At 70.0% G+C, this 18,674-nt stretch carries 18 protein-coding genes; 13 read left to right on the plus strand and 5 right to left on the minus strand.

The window, feature by feature from the left end; translation table 11 throughout:
• Positions 1-78 precede the first annotated feature (78 nt).
• On the plus strand, positions 79-1,554 hold the full coding sequence (locus VGD44_RS11790; RefSeq protein WP_331087166.1) for an exopolysaccharide biosynthesis polyprenyl glycosylphosphotransferase: 1,476 nt from the start codon (positions 79-81) through the stop codon (positions 1,552-1,554).
• Here VGD44_RS11790 and VGD44_RS11795 read toward each other — a convergent pair.
• Together VGD44_RS11795 and VGD44_RS11800 are read right to left on the minus strand one after the other, a co-directional pair.
• Positions 1,551-2,645 carry an acyltransferase gene (locus tag VGD44_RS11795; RefSeq protein WP_331087168.1) on the minus strand — a complete coding sequence of 365 codons (1,095 nt, stop codon included), beginning with the start codon at positions 2,643-2,645 and terminating at the stop codon, positions 1,551-1,553. The genes VGD44_RS11790 and VGD44_RS11795 overlap by 4 nt on opposite strands.
• A 40-nt stretch (positions 2,646-2,685) precedes the next feature.
• Entirely contained in the window at positions 2,686-2,952 is a 267-nt protein-coding gene (locus VGD44_RS11800; protein ID WP_331087170.1) for an XrtV sorting system accessory protein, read from the minus strand.
• Positions 2,953-3,133: 181 nt separating this feature from the next.
• Between VGD44_RS11800 and VGD44_RS11805 the strand changes: the two genes are divergently transcribed.
• Both VGD44_RS11805 and VGD44_RS11810 read left to right on the plus strand, forming a co-directional pair.
• Positions 3,134-4,153 (plus strand): alpha/beta hydrolase, encoded by a 1,020-nt coding sequence (locus tag VGD44_RS11805; protein WP_331087172.1) that lies wholly within the window; start codon positions 3,134-3,136, stop codon positions 4,151-4,153.
• A 130-nt stretch (positions 4,154-4,283) separates the two neighbouring features.
• Positions 4,284-4,859 (plus strand): hypothetical protein, encoded by a 576-nt coding sequence (locus tag VGD44_RS11810; RefSeq protein ID WP_331087174.1) that lies wholly within the window; start codon positions 4,284-4,286, stop codon positions 4,857-4,859.
• On the opposite strand, the gene VGD44_RS11815 is transcribed toward VGD44_RS11810, so the two are convergent.
• Both VGD44_RS11815 and VGD44_RS11820 read right to left on the minus strand, forming a co-directional pair.
• Positions 4,843-7,452 (minus strand): TonB-dependent receptor domain-containing protein, encoded by a 2,610-nt coding sequence (locus VGD44_RS11815; protein ID WP_331087176.1) that lies wholly within the window; start codon positions 7,450-7,452, stop codon positions 4,843-4,845. The two genes, VGD44_RS11810 and VGD44_RS11815, sit on opposite strands and share 17 nt — an antisense overlap.
• A gap of 68 nt (positions 7,453-7,520) precedes the next feature.
• Positions 7,521-8,996, minus strand: a complete 1,476-nt coding sequence (locus VGD44_RS11820) for a hypothetical protein (RefSeq protein ID WP_331087178.1) — start codon at positions 8,994-8,996, stop codon at positions 7,521-7,523.
• A 285-nt stretch (positions 8,997-9,281) separates the two neighbouring features.
• On the opposite strand from VGD44_RS11820, the gene VGD44_RS11825 reads away from it, so the two are divergent.
• From VGD44_RS11825 to VGD44_RS11870, 10 genes are all read left to right on the plus strand, one after another.
• Complete coding sequence (locus VGD44_RS11825; RefSeq protein ID WP_331087180.1) at positions 9,282-9,851, plus strand: lytic transglycosylase domain-containing protein; 570 nt, start codon at positions 9,282-9,284, stop codon at positions 9,849-9,851.
• A gap of 6 nt (positions 9,852-9,857) precedes the next feature.
• Positions 9,858-10,157 carry a TrbC/VirB2 family protein gene (locus tag VGD44_RS11830; RefSeq protein ID WP_331087182.1) on the plus strand — a complete coding sequence of 100 codons (300 nt, stop codon included), beginning with the start codon at positions 9,858-9,860 and terminating at the stop codon, positions 10,155-10,157.
• Between the two features lie 4 nt (positions 10,158-10,161).
• Positions 10,162-10,446, plus strand: a complete 285-nt coding sequence (locus tag VGD44_RS11835) for a type IV secretion system protein VirB3 (protein WP_331087184.1) — start codon at positions 10,162-10,164, stop codon at positions 10,444-10,446.
• Positions 10,443-12,845 (plus strand): VirB4 family type IV secretion system protein, encoded by a 2,403-nt coding sequence (locus VGD44_RS11840; RefSeq protein ID WP_331087186.1) that lies wholly within the window; start codon positions 10,443-10,445, stop codon positions 12,843-12,845. Before VGD44_RS11835 ends, VGD44_RS11840 begins: the two co-directional genes overlap by 4 nt.
• Positions 12,842-14,008 carry a type IV secretion system protein gene (locus VGD44_RS11845; RefSeq protein ID WP_331087188.1) on the plus strand — a complete coding sequence of 389 codons (1,167 nt, stop codon included), beginning with the start codon at positions 12,842-12,844 and terminating at the stop codon, positions 14,006-14,008. Before VGD44_RS11840 ends, VGD44_RS11845 begins: the two co-directional genes overlap by 4 nt.
• Positions 14,005-14,763 (plus strand): TrbG/VirB9 family P-type conjugative transfer protein, encoded by a 759-nt coding sequence (locus VGD44_RS11850; RefSeq protein WP_331087190.1) that lies wholly within the window; start codon positions 14,005-14,007, stop codon positions 14,761-14,763. The genes VGD44_RS11845 and VGD44_RS11850 overlap by 4 nt, the downstream gene beginning before the upstream one ends.
• Positions 14,760-15,845: a type IV secretion system protein VirB10 gene (gene virB10, locus VGD44_RS11855; RefSeq protein WP_331087192.1), complete on the plus strand. Its 1,086-nt coding sequence runs from the start codon at positions 14,760-14,762 to the stop codon at positions 15,843-15,845. Before VGD44_RS11850 ends, virB10 begins: the two co-directional genes overlap by 4 nt.
• Positions 15,842-16,822, plus strand: coding sequence for a P-type DNA transfer ATPase VirB11 (virB11, locus tag VGD44_RS11860; protein WP_331087193.1), 981 nt, complete (start codon positions 15,842-15,844; stop codon positions 16,820-16,822). Before virB10 ends, virB11 begins: the two co-directional genes overlap by 4 nt.
• A gap of 109 nt (positions 16,823-16,931) precedes the next feature.
• On the plus strand, positions 16,932-17,309 hold the full coding sequence (locus VGD44_RS11865) for a PilZ domain-containing protein (RefSeq protein ID WP_331087199.1): 378 nt from the start codon (positions 16,932-16,934) through the stop codon (positions 17,307-17,309).
• 142 nt (positions 17,310-17,451) lie between these two features.
• Positions 17,452-18,084, plus strand: coding sequence for a class I SAM-dependent methyltransferase (locus tag VGD44_RS11870; RefSeq protein WP_331087195.1), 633 nt, complete (start codon positions 17,452-17,454; stop codon positions 18,082-18,084).
• On the opposite strand, the gene VGD44_RS11875 is transcribed toward VGD44_RS11870, so the two are convergent.
• Positions 18,081-18,674, minus strand: a 594-nt coding sequence (locus tag VGD44_RS11875) for a polysaccharide pyruvyl transferase family protein (RefSeq protein WP_331087197.1), incomplete at its 5' end; no start/stop codon positions are given. The two genes, VGD44_RS11870 and VGD44_RS11875, sit on opposite strands and share 4 nt — an antisense overlap.

An 18,674-nucleotide genomic window follows, 5' to 3' on the forward strand; every position in this document is an offset into this window, starting at 1 on the left:
CGTTCCGGGGATCCCCTTAACGGATCGCTCAGCCCCTGCCTCTAGGGTCGCCTTGAGACGGTGTTCGGGGTTGCCAGTATGGCGGACGATGCAGGCGCACACCGCGCCATTCCGGAAGTCGAGGTGAGTGGGCCGACCCATCGCCGCGGTCCGCTGCGTCCCGATCGGCTCCAGAGCGTCCGCACCCGCGTGTCCGGCGCGGGCCTCGCCCGGCTGTTCCAGTTCGGCGACGCCGTCGCGCTGTTGCTGGCCTCCTTCGCCGCGACGCGGCTGATGAACCTGCCCGAGGTGATGTGGCTGGGCGCGCCCACCCTCGCCATCGTGCTGCTCGTGGCCACCGGCGCCTACTCGATGAGCGCGCGCGAGCGCCTGCGCCGACGCTTCGGCCGCCTGCTGATCGCCGCGGCCGCCGCCGGCGGGGCCGCGGGCACCATCTACAGCTTGCTCGACCCCGCGTTCCCGGTCATCGGCTGCGCCACCTGGGTGGCCGCCGCCGCCGCGGCGCTCTGCACGACCCAGACCGCCTGGATGTTCGTGCTGCGCCGCCTGCGCGCCAAGGGCCAACTTACCCCCAATCTCGTCATCGTCGGCGGCACCGCCGCCGCCCAACGCCTGATCCGCCGGGCGCTCAAGACCCGCGACGTCAACATCCTGGGGATCTTCGACGACCGGAAGGACCGGGTGGGGCCCGAGGTCTGCGGCGTCCCGGTGCTGGGCAAGACGGCCGACCTGATCGACCACCGCATCCTACCCTACGTGGACCGCATCGTGATCACGGTGCCCCCCAAGGCCAGCGCCCGGATCTCCCAGCTGCTGGAGCGGCTGGCTCCCATTCCGAACCCGATCTCGCTGCTGCTCGACGACGACGACGACGAGATGCAGTCGCGCGCCGTAGGCCGCATCGCCGACTTCGACCTGATGCACATCTCGGGCGCGTCCGAGAAGTCGAGCTATCTCCTGGTCAAGCGCATCCTCGACCTGACGCTGAGCGTCCTGGGTCTGATCGCGCTCGCCCCGCTGATGACGGCGGTGGCCGTCGCCATCCGACTGGACAGCCCCGGCCCGATCTTCTTCCGCCAGCGCCGGCACGGCTACATGAACGAAGAGATCGTGGTCTGGAAGTTCCGCTCGATGAAGGTGGAGGAAACCGACCACAAGGCCGCCCGCCAGGTCACCGCCGACGACGACCGCGTGACCCGCGTCGGCAAGTTCATCCGTAAGACCAGCCTCGACGAGCTGCCGCAGATCTTCAACATCATCACCGGCGAGATGTCGATCGTGGGCCCGCGCCCGCACGCCATCGGCATGCTGAGCGGGGGCGCTGAGGCCTCCAAGCTGGTCGAGACCTACGCCCATCGCCACCGCATCAAGCCGGGCCTCACCGGCTGGGCGGCGGTGAACGGCTCGCGCGGGCCGGTCGACACCGCCGAGGATGTCCGCCGACGCGTGGCGCTGGACCTCGAGTACGTCGAGCGCCGGTCGTTCTGGCTCGACATCTCGATCATCCTGCGCACGGCGCCCTGCCTCCTGGGCGACAGCGGTGCAGTGCGCTAGCTGGGAGTGGTCTCGGCGGCGGGCTGCGCCAGCTTGGGCGCGGCGCGGCCCTTCCCGAAGCGGGACTTCAGCGCCATGCAGCGCTTTTCCAGCAGGTGCCAGCTCACGTAGCCCAGCGCCACCGACCCGAGCAGGGTCAGGAACCCGTGCAGGAAAAGGTTCATGTCGCGCGAGTACCAGACGAGCAGCGTGCCGATCGGCCAGGCCCACAGGTAGAGCCCGTACGAGATGTCGTCCTTGGCGTTGATCGTGCGCAGCGGCTTCCAGGTCACCTCGAAGGCGATCCAGAACAGCAGGTAGGCGCCGGCGGTCATGACGGCCACGCTGGCCAGCGCCGGCACGAACAGGCCCGCGACCAGGCCCGCCGCCGCCAGGGCGGCATACCTGGCGCGATAGGTCAGCGGATAGAGCTTGAGGCAGGCGCCGCACATGAAGACGGCCGTCAGCCGGATCGCCTCCTCCGGCTGGCCCAGCAGCGCATGGGTCGGCCGCAACACGCGCTCGACCGTCTCCCACGCCGGCAGCAGGAAGAGGAAGTTCGCCGCCACTAGCGCCACAGTCAGCGCCAGATAGAGGCTTCGGCGCCGGTAGAGCCCGATCAGGCCCAGCAGTGCGGCCAGGATGTAGCAACGGAACTCATAGCTGATGGTCCACATCGAACCGTTGAGCGCCGGGATCGCCAGCCCCTCGAACGCGCCGGGCGCGAAGGGCGGCTTCAGCATCAGGAGATAGACCGCTTCCTTCCCCCAGTCCTTGAGCGACAGCGCGCCCAGGTTGGCGCCTCCCAACGGCGCCACGAGCAGCACGCAAGCCAGGAAACAGACCACGAAGGCGGGATAGATGCGCAGGACCCGCTTCACGATGTAGGAGCGCGGGTCGGACATGAAGCTGGCGGTGATCAGGTAGCCGCTGATCAGGAAGAAGCCGTCGACCGCGAACTCGCCCAGGCTGATCGTGCCGAACAGCAGCTTCATCGGCTCGCGGGCGTAGCTCCCGTCGAACATCTGCGGCGTGTGCGAGGCGATGACGAGCGAGGCGAACAGGAGGCGCAGCGCGCCGAAGCCGTTCTGCCGATCCGCTGCGACGCTCATGGCGGCCCCTCCACCGTACGCCCGTGGGCCAGGCCTCGGCCTAGCGCTTGGAAGGCGGGAACTTGAGCCCGAACGGCTTCAGCACGAGCGCGATGTAGAGCAGCACGCCCGCGACGATGAGGAAGGAGATGAGGCCCTGGTTCTGGGGCGGGTTGCCGAACCAGTTGGCCACAGCGCAACCCACCGCCGGCGGCAGGTAGTGCAGGATGGTGTCCTGCGGTTCGCCCGGCTGCACCGACCTGTGCAGGAACAGAACCACGAGGCCGCCGAAGATCGCCACGGTGATCCAATCGTAGACCGTCTCCACGCGCCCCTCCTCAGAACGAACTCGCGTTACCTAACAATAGCCCGGGGACGCAATCACGCTGCCATCGGCCCGAAGCGCCCATGGCACGTGTTTGCCCCTTGCCCCGAACGATAGCAAGTTCCGTGCCCGGCCTGCAGTCCACGGTTGAACGCCGCGGACGGGTCAGGCTATCGAGACCGTTGTGGCCGCCCCGCCAGCCTTGCTGAACATCCTCGCGGCCGCCGTCGCCGCCGCTGCGGTCAGCTGCGCGCCTATCCGCAACGCCCGCGCCGAGCCCGGCCTCATCGCAAGGCTGCCCGACGGCCGGGCGCTCAACTTCCGCTGCAGCGGCTCCGGCTCGCCGACCGTTCTGCTGGAATCGGGATTCGGCGTCGGCGCGGCCGGATGGGGCCGCGCCCAGCCCCGGCTCGCCCGCATCACCCGCGTCTGCGCCTACGACCGCGCCGGCTACGGCTTCAGCGACATCGGCCCCGATCCGCGCGACGGCGCCGCCATCGCGCGCGACCTGGACCAGGGACTGGCCGCCGCCGGGATCGAGGGGCCCTTTGTCGTGGTCGGCCACTCCGCCGGCGCGCTCTACGGCCGGATCTTCGCCGCCCGCCGGCCGGGCGAGGTCCAGGGCCTGGTCCTGCTGGATCCCACGGTCGAGCGGCTCGCGCCGCCGGGCCGTGACGGTCTGGACGGCATCCGCCGCAAGCTGCAGCGCTGCCTGGCGGCGGCCGGGGCCGCGGCGCCCCCGGAGGATTCCCGCTGGGAGGGCTGCATTCCGGCCCGGGCCGACGACCGCACCCGGGCGCTGGCGCGCAATCCAGCGGCCTGGCGCAACCAGCTGACCGAGCTCGACTCCATTTTCGGCCGCACCTCCGAGCAGACGGCGCGCTCGGGCGGCCTGGTCGCCGACGTTCCTCTCTACGTGATCACCGCCTCGGAAACGGCGGCCACGGCGCCCACGATCGGATACGACCGGCCGCAGTCGCTGTGGGAGCTGCAGCACGTGCGCCTGGCCCTGGAATTCCGGCACGGCTACCAGCGCACGATCCTGTCGTCGCACCTTGTCCAGAACGACCGTCCCGAGGTGGTCGTCGAGGCGGTCCAGGCGATGGTGACGTCGGTGCGCAACGCCGTGCCGCCCGCGCCCCTGCCGGTCAGCGAGACCGCGCCGGCCGAGGGCGACGCCGCCTTCCCGGAGATGCCGAACTAACGCTCCCAATTGCGACAGTCCCGCGTCAGGCGTGTCGTGGCCCCCAGCGGCGCAGGGGCTTCATCGAGTCGTCGCACTCGGCCCGCATAATCCGGTCAACGAAATCGGGCCTGGGAGGGGCGTTCGCTGGATGCGGTATGGCGTCGTCCGAATTTCGCCGGATTTTCCGCCGCCGAGCGTCCAGCGTCGCCTGATCGAGAGCGCGGGCTGCGATGTGGTGCTCGAGGAGCGCCAGCCGACGTCGTCCACCCAGCGCAACCTGCTGCACCTGCTCTACGGCCTGAAATCGCGGGACGAGGTGCTGGTGCACAGCCTGGCCGCCTTCGAGATCACGACGGGCGAACTCGCCCGCCTGCTGCGCCACTTCTTCGAGGCCAGCGTCACCCTTCGCCTCACTGGCGGGTCCCGGGTCGAGAGCCTGACGCCCGAGGGGGCGATCCCCCGCGCCCTGGTCATGCTGGCCGACCACGAGACCGCGCGGCCCGCGCGCGAGCCCACGCGCCGCCGCGCCCGCGTCCGCGACGTGGCGCTCACCCAGCATCAGCTGAAGTTCGCCCGCGACATGCACCGCCGCGGTCATTCGATGCGCTCGATCGGCCTCTTGTTCCAGCTCGCGCCCAACGAGATCGCGGAGCTCATCCGGGGCCGGAACGGGTCGGCCTCGCCGGAGGCCGACCCCGAGCCGGGGATCAGAGCCGCGCCGTGAGGCTCACCGAGACGCTACGGCCCAGCTCGTAGTTGTTGAGGCGCAGCTTCGTCCCGCCCAGCTTCTGGTACTCGTCGAACTCTTCGCCCAGCAGGTTGCGGGCCTCGAAGCCGAAAGTGAACTCGCGTTCCCAGGCCTCGAACCGGTGGCGGAAGGTGAAGTCGACGATTACGCCCGGCATCTGCTCGAAATCGGGGGCGCCGGCCTGGCCGCGGGCGGTCGTCCGCTCGCTGGCGTAATTCGCAAGGAAGGTCGCCTGCGTGCCGCCATCCAGGGTCTCGAAGCCCAGCTGCAGGTTCGCCAGGTGCTCGGACTGACCCTGCAGGCGGCTGCCGTCGATCACGAAGTTGGCCGCCGGCGCGGGCTGGCCCAGCGCGGTCCGCGGGAAAACCACGTCATTCGCGCCGACCTTCACCTTGGTCTTGGTGTAGCTGTAGTTCGCCGCCACCAGCCAGCGCTGGCCGTCGATCAAGGCGTTGCCGGTCGTGAACTCGAAGTACTTCTTGAACTCGGCCTCGGCGCCGTAGAGCACCGCGCGCGGCGCATTCAGGAAGCTCTGCTGCAGGCCCGACCCCGACTCGTTGACCACCGCCTCGATCGGCTTGTCGATGTCCTTGTAGAACACGCCCAGGGTCGCGAACTGGCCGCGATCGAAGTAGCGCTCGTAGCGGGCGTCGACGTTGACGATCTCGCTGTCCAACAGGAACGGGTTGCCGATGAAGGTGCGGTCCGTCTCGGGGTCGAAGTAGAGCTGCGGCGCCTGTTCGCGGAACTGCGGCCGGGCGATCGTCTTGGAGACGCCGGCGCGCAGCTGCTGGTCCTCGGCGAAGTTCCAGGTGACCGTCGCGGCCGGCAGCCAGTAGTCGTTCTTCAGCACTCTCGGGACCAGGGGGGTCGCCGAGAACAGGTCGATCGCCTGGACGCTCTGGTTCCCGCTCTCGAAGCGGACGCCCGCCGTGGCGCGAACCGCCGGCAGGATCTCGCCCTCGGCCTGGGCATAGGCGCCGTGGGTGGTCAGGCTCGCCGTATAGGCCGCCGCGCCCTCGGCGCCTGTCACCTCGCGGAGGATGAGACCGTTCGGGCCTATGTTGAAATCGGAATAAAGGAAATCAACGCGCTGGCGCTGGAAATTCAGGTCCGGCGTGAAGTTCATCGTGAACCGGAACGCCCGCGAGTCCGAGATCCGCTCGCTGTCGTACCACGCGTAGCCCGCCGAGACCGTGAGGTCGGCGATCACCGGGTTCTCCCAGCGGTACTTCACATCGATACCCGCGCCGGTCGCCTTGTCCTCCAGCTCGGCGAAACGGATGAAGTTGGTGTCCAGCTGCGGGTTGTGCAGGAACTCGTTGTTCACGCGGCGATAGCGCACCTGCCGCTCGTAGGGCGCATCGCGCTCGGTGCGGGCGTAAGAGCCGCGCCACGAGACCTCGAGGTCGCCGAACTCATGGTCGCCGGTGAGCTGGGTGTCGATCAGTTCGCGCTGGTACCAGGCCGTGAAGTCGTCGCGGATGAACTGGCTGGCGCGCGTGGAGTCGCCGGTGACCGACCGCGCCTCCTTGGTGACGTTGCGGACGTAGAAGTTGGTCCACTTGAAGGTGTGATTGTCGAGCTCGAGCGCCACCTGGGTCAGCCCGTTCAGCACCACGTCGTTCTGGGTGGAGCTTGAACGCATGTCCTCGGTGACCGACAGGCTCTGGAGGCTGACCACGCCCTCCTGCTGGGCGGCGTCGCGGGTCTGCCAACTGGAGTCGTAGCCGAAGATCGCCAGCGCACCGACCTTGCCCCAGTCGAACGACCAGGAGCGGCCGCCGGCCACGTCGACGCTGCCGTTCGCCGAGACGTCGTTGGTCGACTGCAGAAGGTTGATGTTGGCGTTCTGGAAGCTGCGGCCGATGGCGGTCAGCTGGTCGCTGGAGAAGTTGGACGAGTCGATCCGGTTGCCGGTCTCGATCCCGCGGCGCACCAGGAGGGGCAACTCGCGGGTCCCGTCGTCGATGCCCACCAGGTCGCTGTCGCCCCCGCCGAAGTAGGTCAGGCCGCGCTTGCCGGTGGTCTCGTCGTTGCCGCCCAGGCTGACGCTCAGCGCCAGGAACGGATCGTCGGGCACATCGACCGTGCGGATGTCGATCAGGCCACCGCCGAACTCGCCCGGATAGTTCACCGAATAGGTCTTCTGGACGTTCACGCCCGCCAGCACGTTGGACGGGAAGAGATCCAGCGGTACGGTCCGCTGCAGCGGCTCGGGGCTGGGCAGCGGTGAGCCGTTCAGCAAGGCCGACGAGTAGCGCTCGCCAAGACCACGCACATAGACGAACTTGCCGCTGACGAGGCTCAAGCCCGCCAGGCGCGTCAGCGCCTGGGCCGCGTTGTCATCGCCCTGGCGAACCAGGTCCTCGGCGGTGACGATCGAGGCCACCTCCGAGGTCTCGCGCATCACCTCGGGGATGTTGCGGCCGCGGACGAGCACCTCGGCCACTTCGCCTTCATCGGCGGCGGCGCCGTCGGCGGCGGCCTGGGCCAGCGCCATGCCGGGCGCGAGCAGCGCGGTGCTGCAAAGGAGGAGCCCGGCGAGCGGGCGGAACTTCTGGATCATCTGGGACGCCCCTGGGGTTTTCGTCGGCGGAAGGGCGGAGCCGTCGGCCCCGCCCCGAGGCGCAAGGCTCAGCAGCTGCTTCCGGTCTGCAGGCCGCAGGTCCAGCCCTGCCACCAGTTGTCGTTCGCGTCCCTGACGGCCCCGATGTACGAGACGTTGTCGAAGAAGGCGTAGATCGCCTGCGGGTTGGTCGCCACGCGGCCCGTCTCGTTGCTGCCGTTCACGAAGCCGCTCAGCGTCGAGGTGTGGGTCGACGAGTTGTTGGTCCCGGCGTTGAACAGCGCCGCTGCCGCCGCGCCGTCGATGTCCGTGTCGTTCCGGAACGCCGTCGTGCAGGCCAGCACCACCGAGTCCCAACGGGGCGCTGCGGCCTGGGTGGAGGCCGTGTCGACGTCGAGGCAGGCGGTGGCCGTGTTGGCCGTCGTATGGATGCCGTTGATGAAGCGGCCGCCCGAGCCCGTGTTCAGGATCTGGATGTCGCCGGCGCCGGTGCGGGTCGAGCCGATCGCCGTGTAGTTGGCGATCTTCGGCTGCGAGTTCAGCGAGGCCTGCACGCCGGCCGAGCTCTCCTCGAACACGCGGTCGCCGCCGTTCGCGCGCTGGCGGGCGATCAGGAACTGGATGCCGCCGCGCCAGCCTTCGTCGGTGTCGATCGAGTCGTCGTCGGCGCCGGTGATGATGATGTGCTTCAGGTTCACCGTGCCGCCGAAGAATTCCATCCCGTCGTCGGAGGAGTTGTGGACCTGGATGTGGTCGACCACCGTCGCCGATCCCACGCCTAGGAAGGTGATGCCGTTCAGCTCCTTGTTGGGCTGCACCTCGAAGCCCGGATAGCGGACCTGGATGTAGCGGAGGCGCCCGGAGTTGTCGGCCGGCGTGTTGCCGCCGTAGAGCGCCACGCCGCCCTCGAACGTGGCCACGCAGTTGACGTTCGGCGGCGTCGTGCCGGCCGGGCAGCTGGCGATCGGCGCACGGCCGGCGAGCACGATGCCGCCCCACTGACCGATCAGGTCGGCGCCCGAGTTCCCCTCGAGGTTCGAGCGGCTGGTGAAGATGATCGGGTTAGTGGCCGTGCCCTCGGCGAAGATCTGGTTGCCGCGCTGGACGTTGATGTAATCCAGCCCGCCCGAGCCAAAGAGCCGCACGCCCGGCTCGATGGTTAGGATGCCTTGCTGGGAGCCAGGGATCGGATTTGCGGGATCGGCGCCGCGGTCGTCGCCCACGTCGGTCCGGCCGCTGATGGCGTAGACGGTGCCAGCTCGGTTCGGCACGAGGAGGTTGCCGATGATCTTGGAAGGCAGCTGACAGGCCCGCAGCGTCCCGTTCGCCACGGTGCCGACGTTGGCGAAACCGGTCGGGCAGTCGGCCGCCGGCTGGCCCGGCTGCGGCGTGCCGCCACCACCACCACCGCCACCGCCGCCGCCGCCGTTGGGCGGGAAGGCGCCCTCGCCCGGCGAGGCCACATTGTCGGCCCCGCCGCACGCCGCGAGCGACAGCGCGCTCAGCGAGGCGACGAGGAATAGACTGAACTTCGAGCCGGTCATCTGGAGTCTCCCGCGCGACGACGCGCACGCGGGTCTGTCGGCCGAAGCCCACCCCCGGACCTGTCCCCCGCTTGCGGCTCGTTCTTAGGGGCGGGGAATGACACGCCCCCGACAGATGTGTGACGACTCCATTGCAGAGCTGTCGCGGCGCCGCCAAACGGCCGCTCAAACGGTACCCAAAGCATCGGCGCGACAAAGTTATCTGGTCGCACGAGGCCCATAGGGATAGGCTTGAGGCTCGTGGTTGGGGGCGAAGAAATGGCTCGGGGAGCGTCACTTGCGTCGATGTGCGGGGCGGCACTCGCACTGGCGCTCGCCGCGGCGCCGGCCACCGCCCAGGTGCTGGAGATCGGCGACGACGGCGCGGTGACTACCTACGCGGGCCCCTCCGTCTTCACGTCCCAGGGCGCTTCGCCGATCGCCCCGCCCGAGCCTACACCGGCCCACCGCGCCGCACCCGAGGAAGTCGTGCGGCTAATCCAGGAGTCGTCGACGCGCCACGCCGTGCCGGCCGCCGTTGTCGAGGCCGTGGCCTGGCAGGAGTCACGTTTCAATCACACTGCGGTTTCGCCGAAGGGCGCGCGCGGTGTCATGCAACTGTTACCCAAGACCGCTAGCGACCTCGGCGTGGATCCCGGGGACCTCAAAGGCAATATCGACGGCGGCGTGGCTTACCTGGCCCAGCAGCTCCGACGCTACGGCGACCTTCGCCTGGCGCTCGCTGCATACAATGCGGGGCCTGGGGCGGTAGATCGCTATGGCGGCGTGCCCCCGTTCGCCGAAACCCAAACCTATGTGCGCGCCATCCTGGCCCGCCTCGCGGCCGCCTCGGCCGTGGGCGCCCGCGCCGAGTAGAGGCTGATGAAGAAGCTCGTACCCCTCACCCTGATTGCGACCGCCATCGCGGCCCCGGCCCACGCCCAGGCCGGCGACCCGGCCGGCTCGTCCCCGCTGCTGGCGGCGCTGAACTGGGTCCAGGGCACCCTGCTCGGCAACCTGGCGACCACCGCCGCCGTCATCGCCGTGGCCATCATCGGCTACCTGATGCTGGTGGGCCGCTTCGACTGGCGCCGCGGCGTGGTCACGCTCGTCGGCATCTTCATCATCTTCGGGGCCGTGACGATCGTCGCCGGCATCCGCTCCCTGGCCGGGGGGCTCTGATCCGATGAGCCGGCTGTCCTCCGATCCGGTGTTCGCCGCGCTCACCCGGCCCCAGATGATCGGCGGCGTCACCTATCCCTACATGGTGCTGAACATGGTGGTGACAGCCGAGGCGTTCCTGATCACGCGCTCGTTCTGGGCCCTGGCGATCGCGACCCTCATGCACGCGGTGGGCTATGTGGGGTCGCTGCGCGAACCGCGCTTCTTCGACCTCTGGGTCACGCGCCTGTCCACCTGCCCGCGGGTGAAGAACTTCAGCTTCTGGCGGGGGAACTCGTACCAGCCATGAGCGGCGCCTACCTCACCACCGGCGCGGCCAGGGTGCTGGCGCCCCGAGAGGCCTCGGTCGGCGACCGCCTGCCCTATCTCGCCCACGCCGACGACGTGACCCTGCGCACGAAGGACGGCCTGCTGGTCCAGGCGCTCCACCTGGCCGGATTCCCGTTCGAGACGGCGCCCGACGAGGAGCTGAACTACCGCAAGGCCATCCGCGAGACCGTGCTGCGTGGCGCGGCGAGCTCCAGGCTCGCGATCTATCACCACGTAGTCCGTCGTCGGGTGACCCCGGCCTTCCCGCCGTCGCCCGAGGAACCGTTCTGCGGCACGCTGGATGCGCGCTGGCGCGAGCAGCTGGCCAGCCGCCGGCTCTATGTGAACGATATCTTCCTAACCCTGGTGCTGCGGCCCACCCAGGGCTCGGCCGGGTTCCTGGAACGGCTGATGAAGGGCCCGCGCGCCCGCGACGCCGACATCGGCCGCGACCTGCGCGAGCTGCACGCCACCCGCGAGGCGTTCGCCGCCGCGCTCGCCCCATACGGCGCGCGCACCTTGGGCCTCTACACCGCCGGCGGCGGCGCTCAGCGCTCGGAGCCTGCCGAATTCCTGGGCCTGGTCCTGAACGGCGAGCTGCGGCCCGTCCTGGCCCCCAGCGGCGACTTCGCCCAGGCGATCGCCACGCGCCGCTTGAGTTTCGGCCTCGACGCCATGGAGTTCGGCCCCGGCCAGGCGGGCGAGCCCACCTTCGGCGCGATGGTCTCAGTGAAGGACTACCCGTCCCGCACCGCGCCCGGCCTGCTGGACGGCGTGCTGCGCCTACCGATGGAGCTGGTGCTCACCGAGAGCTTCGCCTTCGTCGACCGGCAGGCGGCGCTGGACCGCATGGGCCTGGCGCTGCGCCGGCTCAAGGCCGCCGAGGACGACGCCTACAGCCTGCGCGGCGAGCTGGCCCAGGCCCGCGACGACGTCGGCGCCGGCCGCGCCGCCTACGGCGAGCACCACCTGACCATCCTGGCCAAGGCCGAGAGCCTCAACGAGCTCGACGCCGGCGTCGCCGACATCCAGTCGGCTCTCGCCGAGACCGGCGCCGTCGCGGTGCGCGAGGACGTCAATCTGGAGCCGGCCTTCTGGGCGCAGTTCCCTGGCAATTTCAAATATATCGCGCGGCGAGCTCTGATCTCGGCGGGCAACTTCGCGGGCCTCGCCAGCTTCCACAACCATCCGACCGGCCAGGCGGAAGGCAACCACTGGGGCCCGGCCATCGCCGTGCTCGAGACCACCGCCTTCGGCCCCTACCACTTCAACTTCCACCACGGCGACCTCGGCAACTTCACGGTCATCGGCCCCTCCGGCTCGGGCAAGACCGTGCTGCTCACCTTCCTGCTGGCCCAGGCCGAGCGGCTGAAGCCGCGCATCGCCTACTTCGACAAGGACCGCGGGGCCGAGCCCTTCATCCGCGCGATCGGCGGCCGCTACGACGTGATCTCGCCGGGCGAACCCACGGGCTTCAATCCGCTGGCGCTCCCCGACACGCCCGCCAACCGCGCCTTCCTGGCCGAATGGGTCGCCCAACTGCTCACCGCCGAGGGCGAGGTCCTGGACAGCGAGGACCGGCTCATGATCGCCGACGCGATCGACGCCAACTTCGCCCAGCCGGTCAGCCACCGGCGCCTGCGCTACCTGCGCGAACTGTTCCGTGGCGCGCGCCGCCCGCACGCCGGCGACCTCTCGGCCCGCCTCTCGGCCTGGTGCGAGGGCGGCGACCACGCCTGGCTGTTCGACAACGAGGCCGACCTCCTGGACATCGAGACCCGGGTCCTGGGCTTCGACATGACCAAGCTGTTGGACGCGCCCACCATTCGCATCCCGGCGATGATGTACCTCTTCCACCGCCTCGAGCAGCGGCTGGACGGCAACCCCGCCCTGATCGTCGTCGACGAGGGCTGGAAGGTGCTGGACGACCCGGTGTTCATCCGCCGCATCAAGGACTGGGAAAAGACCATCCGGAAGCGCAACGGCGTGGTGGGCTTCTGCACCCAGAGCGCCTCCGACGCGCTGGACAGCCGCATCGCCTCGGCGATCATCGAGCAGGCCGCGACCCAGGTCTTCTTCCCGAATTCCCGAGCGAAAGCCGCAGACTACGTCGACGGCTTCGGGTTGACCGAGCATGAGTTCGAGCTGGTGCGCACCCTGCCCGACACCTCGCGCTGCTTCCTGATCAAGCGCGGCGACCACAGCGTGGTGGCCCGCCTCGACCTCACGGGGCTGTCGGGTGAGCTCGCCGTGCTCGCCGGCACCGAGCGGGCCGTGCGCCGGCTCGACGCGCTGCGCCAGGAAGTCGGCGACGCCCCGGCGGCCTGGCTGCCCAGCTTCATGGCCGGGTCCGGCGACAAGGGACGGAGCGCCGCATGAGCCTCGCCTGCGCCGCCATGGTCGACGACGGCGTCATCCGCGGCGTTCTCGCCACGGTGGAATGCCAGACGCGTGTCTACGCCGAGAGCGGCTACCAGGCGCTGACCACCGGCTCGCCGGTCTTCCAGGGCGTGCTGACCGCGATCCTGACGATTTATGTGGCGCTGATCGGCTTCCGAATGCTGTTCGCGCAGGGCGCCACCCGGATCTCGGACGCCCCGGGCATCGCGCTGAAGATCGGCATCATCCTGGCCCTGGTGACCAGCTGGTCGGCCTTCCAGACCCTGGTGTTCGACGTCGCCGACCGGGCGCCGGAAGAGATCGCCGCCATCGTCTCGGCGCCCTTGGCCGAGGGCTCGTCGCTGGCCGAGCGCCCGATCGACGGGCTGCAGACGGCCTACGACGAGTTCAGCAACACCGGCGCCGCCTACGGCAAGCTCGCCGGCCCCAACGCCAAGGGCTACTCCAGCCCGCAGGCCGCCGCCGCCGAGGCCACCGCCGGGGCGTCGGGCCTTCTCTTCCTGTCCAGCGCGGGCGTGATTTCGGCGGCCACGCTGGCGATCGGCGTGCTGACCGCCGTCGGGCCGATCTTCATCGTCCTGGCCCTGATCCCGGCCACCCGCGGCCTCTTCGTGGGCTGGGTGCGGGCGATGGCGGCGGCGGCGATGACGCCGCTGGTCGCCTGGCTGCTGATCGTGCTGATGCTCTCGGTGATCGAGCCGTGGGTGGAGACGCTGACCGCCCAGCGGGTGGCCAACCGCCTCGACTCCCAGACCGCCATGAGCGCCGCCGCCCTGGTCTTCGTCTTCGCCGCCGGCCAGGCCGCCCTGGTCGTGGGCGCCTGGATCATGGCGCTGAGCTTCAAGCTGCCCTCGTTCGACCGCGATCGTGACGCCCGCGGCGCCGGCGCGCCGACCATCAACGCGGCGGCCCAGGCCGCCGCGCTGGCCGCCATGCCCACCCGCGCCGAGCGGCTGGCGCTGGACCTGCAGCGCGACCACGCGCAAGCCACGGAACGCAGCCGCGCCGCCTCGGTCGCAGCGGCGACCGCCGCCGCCGCGTCCAGCCGCCAGACCTCCGTGAGCCTCGGCGAGACCGGGCGCCTCGGCGACGGCTACCGCCGCAACACCTTCACCGCCCGCCGCGCGGGAGCCGCCCGATGATCCGCGTACCTGCAATAGCCGTCGCCGCCGCCCTGCTGGCGAGCCCCGCCCTCGCCGTCGTCCCGCGTCCGGGCCCCGGCGACGCGCGCATCCACGTCGTGGACTACGATCCTGAGGCGGTGGTCGAGCTGCGCGTGGCGCTGGGCTACCAGCTCTCCGTCGAATTCGACCAGGGCGAGCGCATCGAGAACGTCGCCATCGGCGATTCCCTCGGCTGGCAGGTGACGCCGAACCGGCGCGCCAACCTCCTGTTCCTCAAGCCCATGGCGCAGCGGCCGGCCACGAACATGACCGTGGTCACCAACCTGCGCCGCTACAATTTCGAGCTGGGCCTGCGCCCGCGCGCCGCCGCCCGCAGCGCGCCGTTCAGCGTGCGCTTCCTGTACGCGCCGCCCGCCGTGGCCTTCATCGCTCCGCCCCCGCCGCCGGCGCCGCCGGAGGAGCGGAACGTGGCCTACTCCTACGAAGGCTCGTCGAAGACGCTGCCCGTGAAGGTCTTCGACGATGGCCAGGACACCTACTTCGCCTTCCGCGCCGAGGAGGACCTGCCGGCGATCTTCGCGCTCGATCCCGACGGAGGCGAGGCGGTGGTCAACACCCGCCAGCGCGACGGCTATGTCGTCGTCGACCGCGTGGTGCGCGGCTTCGTGCTGCGGCGGGGCAGCGAGGTGACGAAAGTCTACAACGACGGCTTCCGTGTGGAGGAGGCCACTGCGCTCCGGCAGCGCAAGAAAGACCCCTGGTGGCGCCGATGACGCGTAAGCAACAGACCCCGCAGCCCCTGAGCCCCGTCTTCGCCAAGGGCGAGGCCGCCCGTCCGCGCGTGCAGGCGCCCGACTCGCCCATGACCGTGTGGGTGGGCGTCGGCGGCGCGCTGGTGCTGGGCTTCATGGTGTTCAACGGCCTCTCGTCGGGCCGCGAGGCCAAGGCCCAGACCGCGCCCGCTCCCGTCGCCGCGGCGCCACAGCCCGCGCCCGCTCCGGTCCCGGCCCCAGCGCCCGCGCCTGCCCCGGTCGCCGCGCCCGCGCCAATCATGCAGGCCCCCGTGAGGCAGCCCGATCCGGAGGCCGCCCACTGGCGAGCGCCCACGATGGTGGTCGACTTCTCCTCGCCCGAGGGCCAGGCGCTGCAGCTCGCCCAGGCCACGCAGACCCCTGGAACACCGGGAGCGCAGGTCATTCCCGGCCAGTCGGCGATCGACGCGCGCGCCCAGTCGGCCGACGAGCGCTTCTCGGCCCGCGTCACCGGTAGTCTCGGCGACGTGGCCCGCGCGAGCCAGATGCGCGACCTCGGCCGCGTCGTGCCGCAGGGCACGGTGATCGCCGCCGTGCTGGAGACGGCTATCAACTCCGACCTGCCCGGCTCGGTCCGCGGTGTGGTCAGCCGCGACGTCCGCAGCTTCGACGGCAGCCGGGTGCTGATCCCGCGCGGCTCCAAGCTGGTCGGCCAGTACAAGAGCGCCGCCGCGCAGGGGCAGACCCGCGCCTTCGTCGTCTGGGAGCGGATCATCAGCCCCACGGGCGTGACCATCGAGGTCGGTTCGCCCGCCACCGACCGCTTGGGCCGTGGCGGCCTGAGCGGCGACGTCGACCGCCACTTCTTCCAGCGCTTCGGCGCGGCGATCCTGCTCACCACGCTGCAGGCTGGCGCCACGGCGCTGGCGGATGGCAACGGCTCGACCGTGATCATCGGCGGCGCGTCGAGCCAGACCACCCAGGTGGGCGCCACGGCCCTGCAGCAGCAGGTGAACATCCCCGACACCATCAAGGTGGCCCAGGGCGTCCCGGTGCAGGTGTTCGTGGCCCGCGACCTCGACTTCGGCGGCGTGGTGCGGTGAGCGCGAACGTCTACCTCTCGGCGTACCTCGCGCCGCTCTCGCCGTGGCTCTCGCGGCCCGACGTCACCGACGTCCTGATCAACCGGCCCGGCGAGGTCTGGGTCGAGACGACGGGCGGCGCGATGACCCGCGAGCCCGCCGACGAGCTCACCGAGATGGCGCTGCAACGGCTGGCCCGGCAGATCGCCGCCGCCAGCCACCAGGGCGTCAATCGCGAGCAGCCGCTGCTCTCGGCCACCCTGCCCGACGGCGCCCGCGTCCAGGTCGTGGCTCCGCCCGCCACTCGCGGCGGCCTGGCGCTCGCCGTGCGCAAGCACCTGATCTCCGACATGTCGGTCGCCGACCTCGCCCGCGACGGCCTGTTCGACACGGCCGCCCGCACCGACCCGGCGCGTGAGAAGGAAGTCGACGTCGAGCTTGAAGCGCTGCTGGCCGCCGGTGACATGGGCGCCTTCCTCAGGACCGCGGTCCGGCGCCGCAAGACGATCGTCATCTCAGGCGGCACCGGCAGCGGCAAGACCACCTTGCTGAACGCCCTGGTGAAGGAGATCGACCGCAGCGAGCGCCTGGTGGTCATCGAGGACGCCCCCGAGGTGCGGCTCGATCACCCCAACAGCGTCGGCCTGGTGGCCGTGCGCGGCGAGTTGGGCGAGGCCAAGGTCGACGCCGACACGCTGCTGGCCGCCTCGCTGCGCTTGCGGCCCGACCGCATCCTGCTGGGCGAGTTGCGCGGCAAGGAGGCCTTCGCGTTCCTGCGCGCGGTCAACAGCGGCCACCCCGGCTCGCTCACCACCATCCACGCGGACAGTCCGGCCGGCGCCTTGGACCAGATCGCCCTCCTCGCGCTGACCTCCGGCGTCGATCTCGGCTGGGACAAGGTGCAGACCTACGTCAGCCGGGTGATCGACATCGTGGTGCAGCTGGATCGCTTCGACGGCGTCCGCAAGGTCTCGGAAGTGCTTTTCCGGCCGCGATGATTCGCGCTAAGCGCGACTGTACGCCGCAGAAAATGTACTCTTGGTTGCGCAAACGCGAACGAGTTCTCAACCAGCTTGGCGATAAGGTCACCCCATGTCGTCCAGGCCCATGCCCGATTTCCATGAGAGACGCGCGGAGCCCCGCGTTCCCGTCAGCGCGCCTGGACGGGTGATGCATGGCGAGAAGTTGGCCCTCTGGGCCGACTGCCTGATCAAGGACATCAGCCAGTCAGGGGCCAAGATCGAACTCTCTCACTTCTACCGCCTGCCCCCGCGTTTCGTGCTGATGCACTTCCACGACGCCGTCGCGTTCGAGGTGGTGCTGAAGTGGCGCCGCGGCGACTTGGCCGGCATGGCCTTCGAGCGCCGCCACCCGCTCGAGACCCTGGACGATCCGCGCCTGGCCGCGGTCACCGAGGCCTGGAAGGCGCTGCAGTCCGGTCTCAGCCGCCGCGAAGCCCCACGCGACCCGAACATGATCGGCTAGGCGTCGAGCCTGCTTCCGACCAGCGTCTTCGTCGAGTAGCACAACGGCGCCCGTAAGGGTCCGTTGACGATCTTGCGGTCATCACGGCGTGGTTGACGGTACGAGCGGGTCTTCCCGCCGGGCCAGGACGAGGGGTCGCTCGATGCGTGTGGATGGCAACCAGTTCCGCCGAAAGCGGATGAAGCTGTTCCTGTCCCTGCTTGGGCAGCCCTCCTCGAAGACGCTGCGCGTCCTGGATATCGGCGGCACCGCCTCGTACTGGCGCGCCACCGAGGACCTCTGGAAGCCCTGGCCGCTGCATTTCACGATCGTGAACCTGGGCGTCGAGCCCAGCGACGACGGCCCGTTCGCCATCCGGCCCGGCAACGCCTGCGCCCTGCCCGAGTACGCGGACAACGCCTTCGACATCGTTCATTCGAACAGCGTCATCGAGCACGTCGGCCACTGGCCGGAGATGGCCGCCATGGCCGGCGAGGTGCGCCGCCTGGCGCCCGCGTACTACCTGCAGACTCCCAACTTCTGGTTCCCGGTGGAGCCGCACTATCGGACAATCGGCTTCCAGTGGCTGCCCGAGTCCGCGCGGGCCGCGCTGCTCCGCGACCACAAGCTGGGCTTCCGCGGTCCCACGCGCAGCTTCGACGCGGCCATGCGCGACATCCAGACGGTGAACCTGCTCACCGCCACCCAGATGCGTGAGCTGTTTCCGGACGCCGATCACCGGCGCGAACGGTTCTTGGGCTTCTCGAAGTCGCTGATTGCGATCCGGCGGACCTAGCGCCTGCGGGCCTTCTTCTCGACGGCCAGCCGGAACACCCGCTGAAGCTCGTCCTTGTAGCCCTGCAACAGGGCGTCGACGACCTTGAGGCCCGACTGCGCCGCCGCCCTCAGCGCCTCGCGTTGGTCCAGTTGCGCCAGGATGTAGGCCACCGCCTCGTCGGTGCTCAGCCCCTTCACAGGCACCTCGTAGGGGTATTGCAGCACCCCCTGGAACAGACCCGAGAACTTGCGGCTGTAAGCCACCGGCACCACCGGCACACCGGCCGAGAAGGCGGCGATGCAGGCGTGCATCCGGGCCGCCGTCAGGAAATCCAGGCCGGCGATGTAGCTCTTGGCCTCGGACGGCGACTTGAAGTCCGGCGCCCGCACCACCGCCGGGAACTCGGCCTTCAGCTTGTCGGCGACGGCGCGGTCGTCGTCCTTGGGCAGGCTGTCGGTGTTTACGTGGCAGATCAGGTGGACAACCACGTCAGGCCGCGCCGTCAGCTCGGCCAGCAGCGAGCGCACCATCTGCGCGTAATCGATGTCCAGCCCGAACTCGTTGGCCGAGGTGTAGCCGCCGTTGAACAGCAGGCCCGAGACGTTGAC

This window comes from Phenylobacterium sp. (assembly GCF_036402295.1).
Taxonomy (GTDB): Bacteria; Pseudomonadota; Alphaproteobacteria; order Caulobacterales; family Caulobacteraceae; genus Phenylobacterium.

Excerpts from the sequence above, each read along its gene's own strand:
- VGD44_RS11845 (WP_331087188.1), top strand. The coding sequence starts at position 12,842 with ATGAGCCTCGCCTGCGCCGCCATGGTCGACGACGGCGTCATCCGCGGC.
- VGD44_RS11820 (WP_331087178.1), bottom strand. The coding sequence starts at position 8,996 with ATGACCGGCTCGAAGTTCAGTCTATTCCTCGTCGCCTCGCTGAGCGCG.
- VGD44_RS11870 (WP_331087195.1), top strand. The coding sequence starts at position 17,452 with ATGCGTGTGGATGGCAACCAGTTCCGCCGAAAGCGGATGAAGCTGTTC.
- VGD44_RS11835 (WP_331087184.1), top strand. The coding sequence starts at position 10,162 with ATGAGCCGGCTGTCCTCCGATCCGGTGTTCGCCGCGCTCACCCGGCCC.
- VGD44_RS11795 (WP_331087168.1), bottom strand. The coding sequence starts at position 2,645 with ATGAGCGTCGCAGCGGATCGGCAGAACGGCTTCGGCGCGCTGCGCCTC.
- VGD44_RS11830 (WP_331087182.1), top strand. The coding sequence starts at position 9,858 with ATGAAGAAGCTCGTACCCCTCACCCTGATTGCGACCGCCATCGCGGCC.
- VGD44_RS11790 (WP_331087166.1), top strand. The coding sequence starts at position 79 with ATGGCGGACGATGCAGGCGCACACCGCGCCATTCCGGAAGTCGAGGTG.
- VGD44_RS11865 (WP_331087199.1), top strand. The coding sequence starts at position 16,932 with ATGCCCGATTTCCATGAGAGACGCGCGGAGCCCCGCGTTCCCGTCAGC.
- VGD44_RS11810 (WP_331087174.1), top strand. The coding sequence starts at position 4,284 with ATGCGGTATGGCGTCGTCCGAATTTCGCCGGATTTTCCGCCGCCGAGC.
- VGD44_RS11840 (WP_331087186.1), top strand. The coding sequence starts at position 10,443 with ATGAGCGGCGCCTACCTCACCACCGGCGCGGCCAGGGTGCTGGCGCCC.
- VGD44_RS11815 (WP_331087176.1), bottom strand. The coding sequence starts at position 7,452 with ATGATCCAGAAGTTCCGCCCGCTCGCCGGGCTCCTCCTTTGCAGCACC.
- VGD44_RS11825 (WP_331087180.1), top strand. The coding sequence starts at position 9,282 with ATGTGCGGGGCGGCACTCGCACTGGCGCTCGCCGCGGCGCCGGCCACC.
- virB10 (WP_331087192.1), top strand. The coding sequence starts at position 14,760 with ATGACGCGTAAGCAACAGACCCCGCAGCCCCTGAGCCCCGTCTTCGCC.
- VGD44_RS11850 (WP_331087190.1), top strand. The coding sequence starts at position 14,005 with ATGATCCGCGTACCTGCAATAGCCGTCGCCGCCGCCCTGCTGGCGAGC.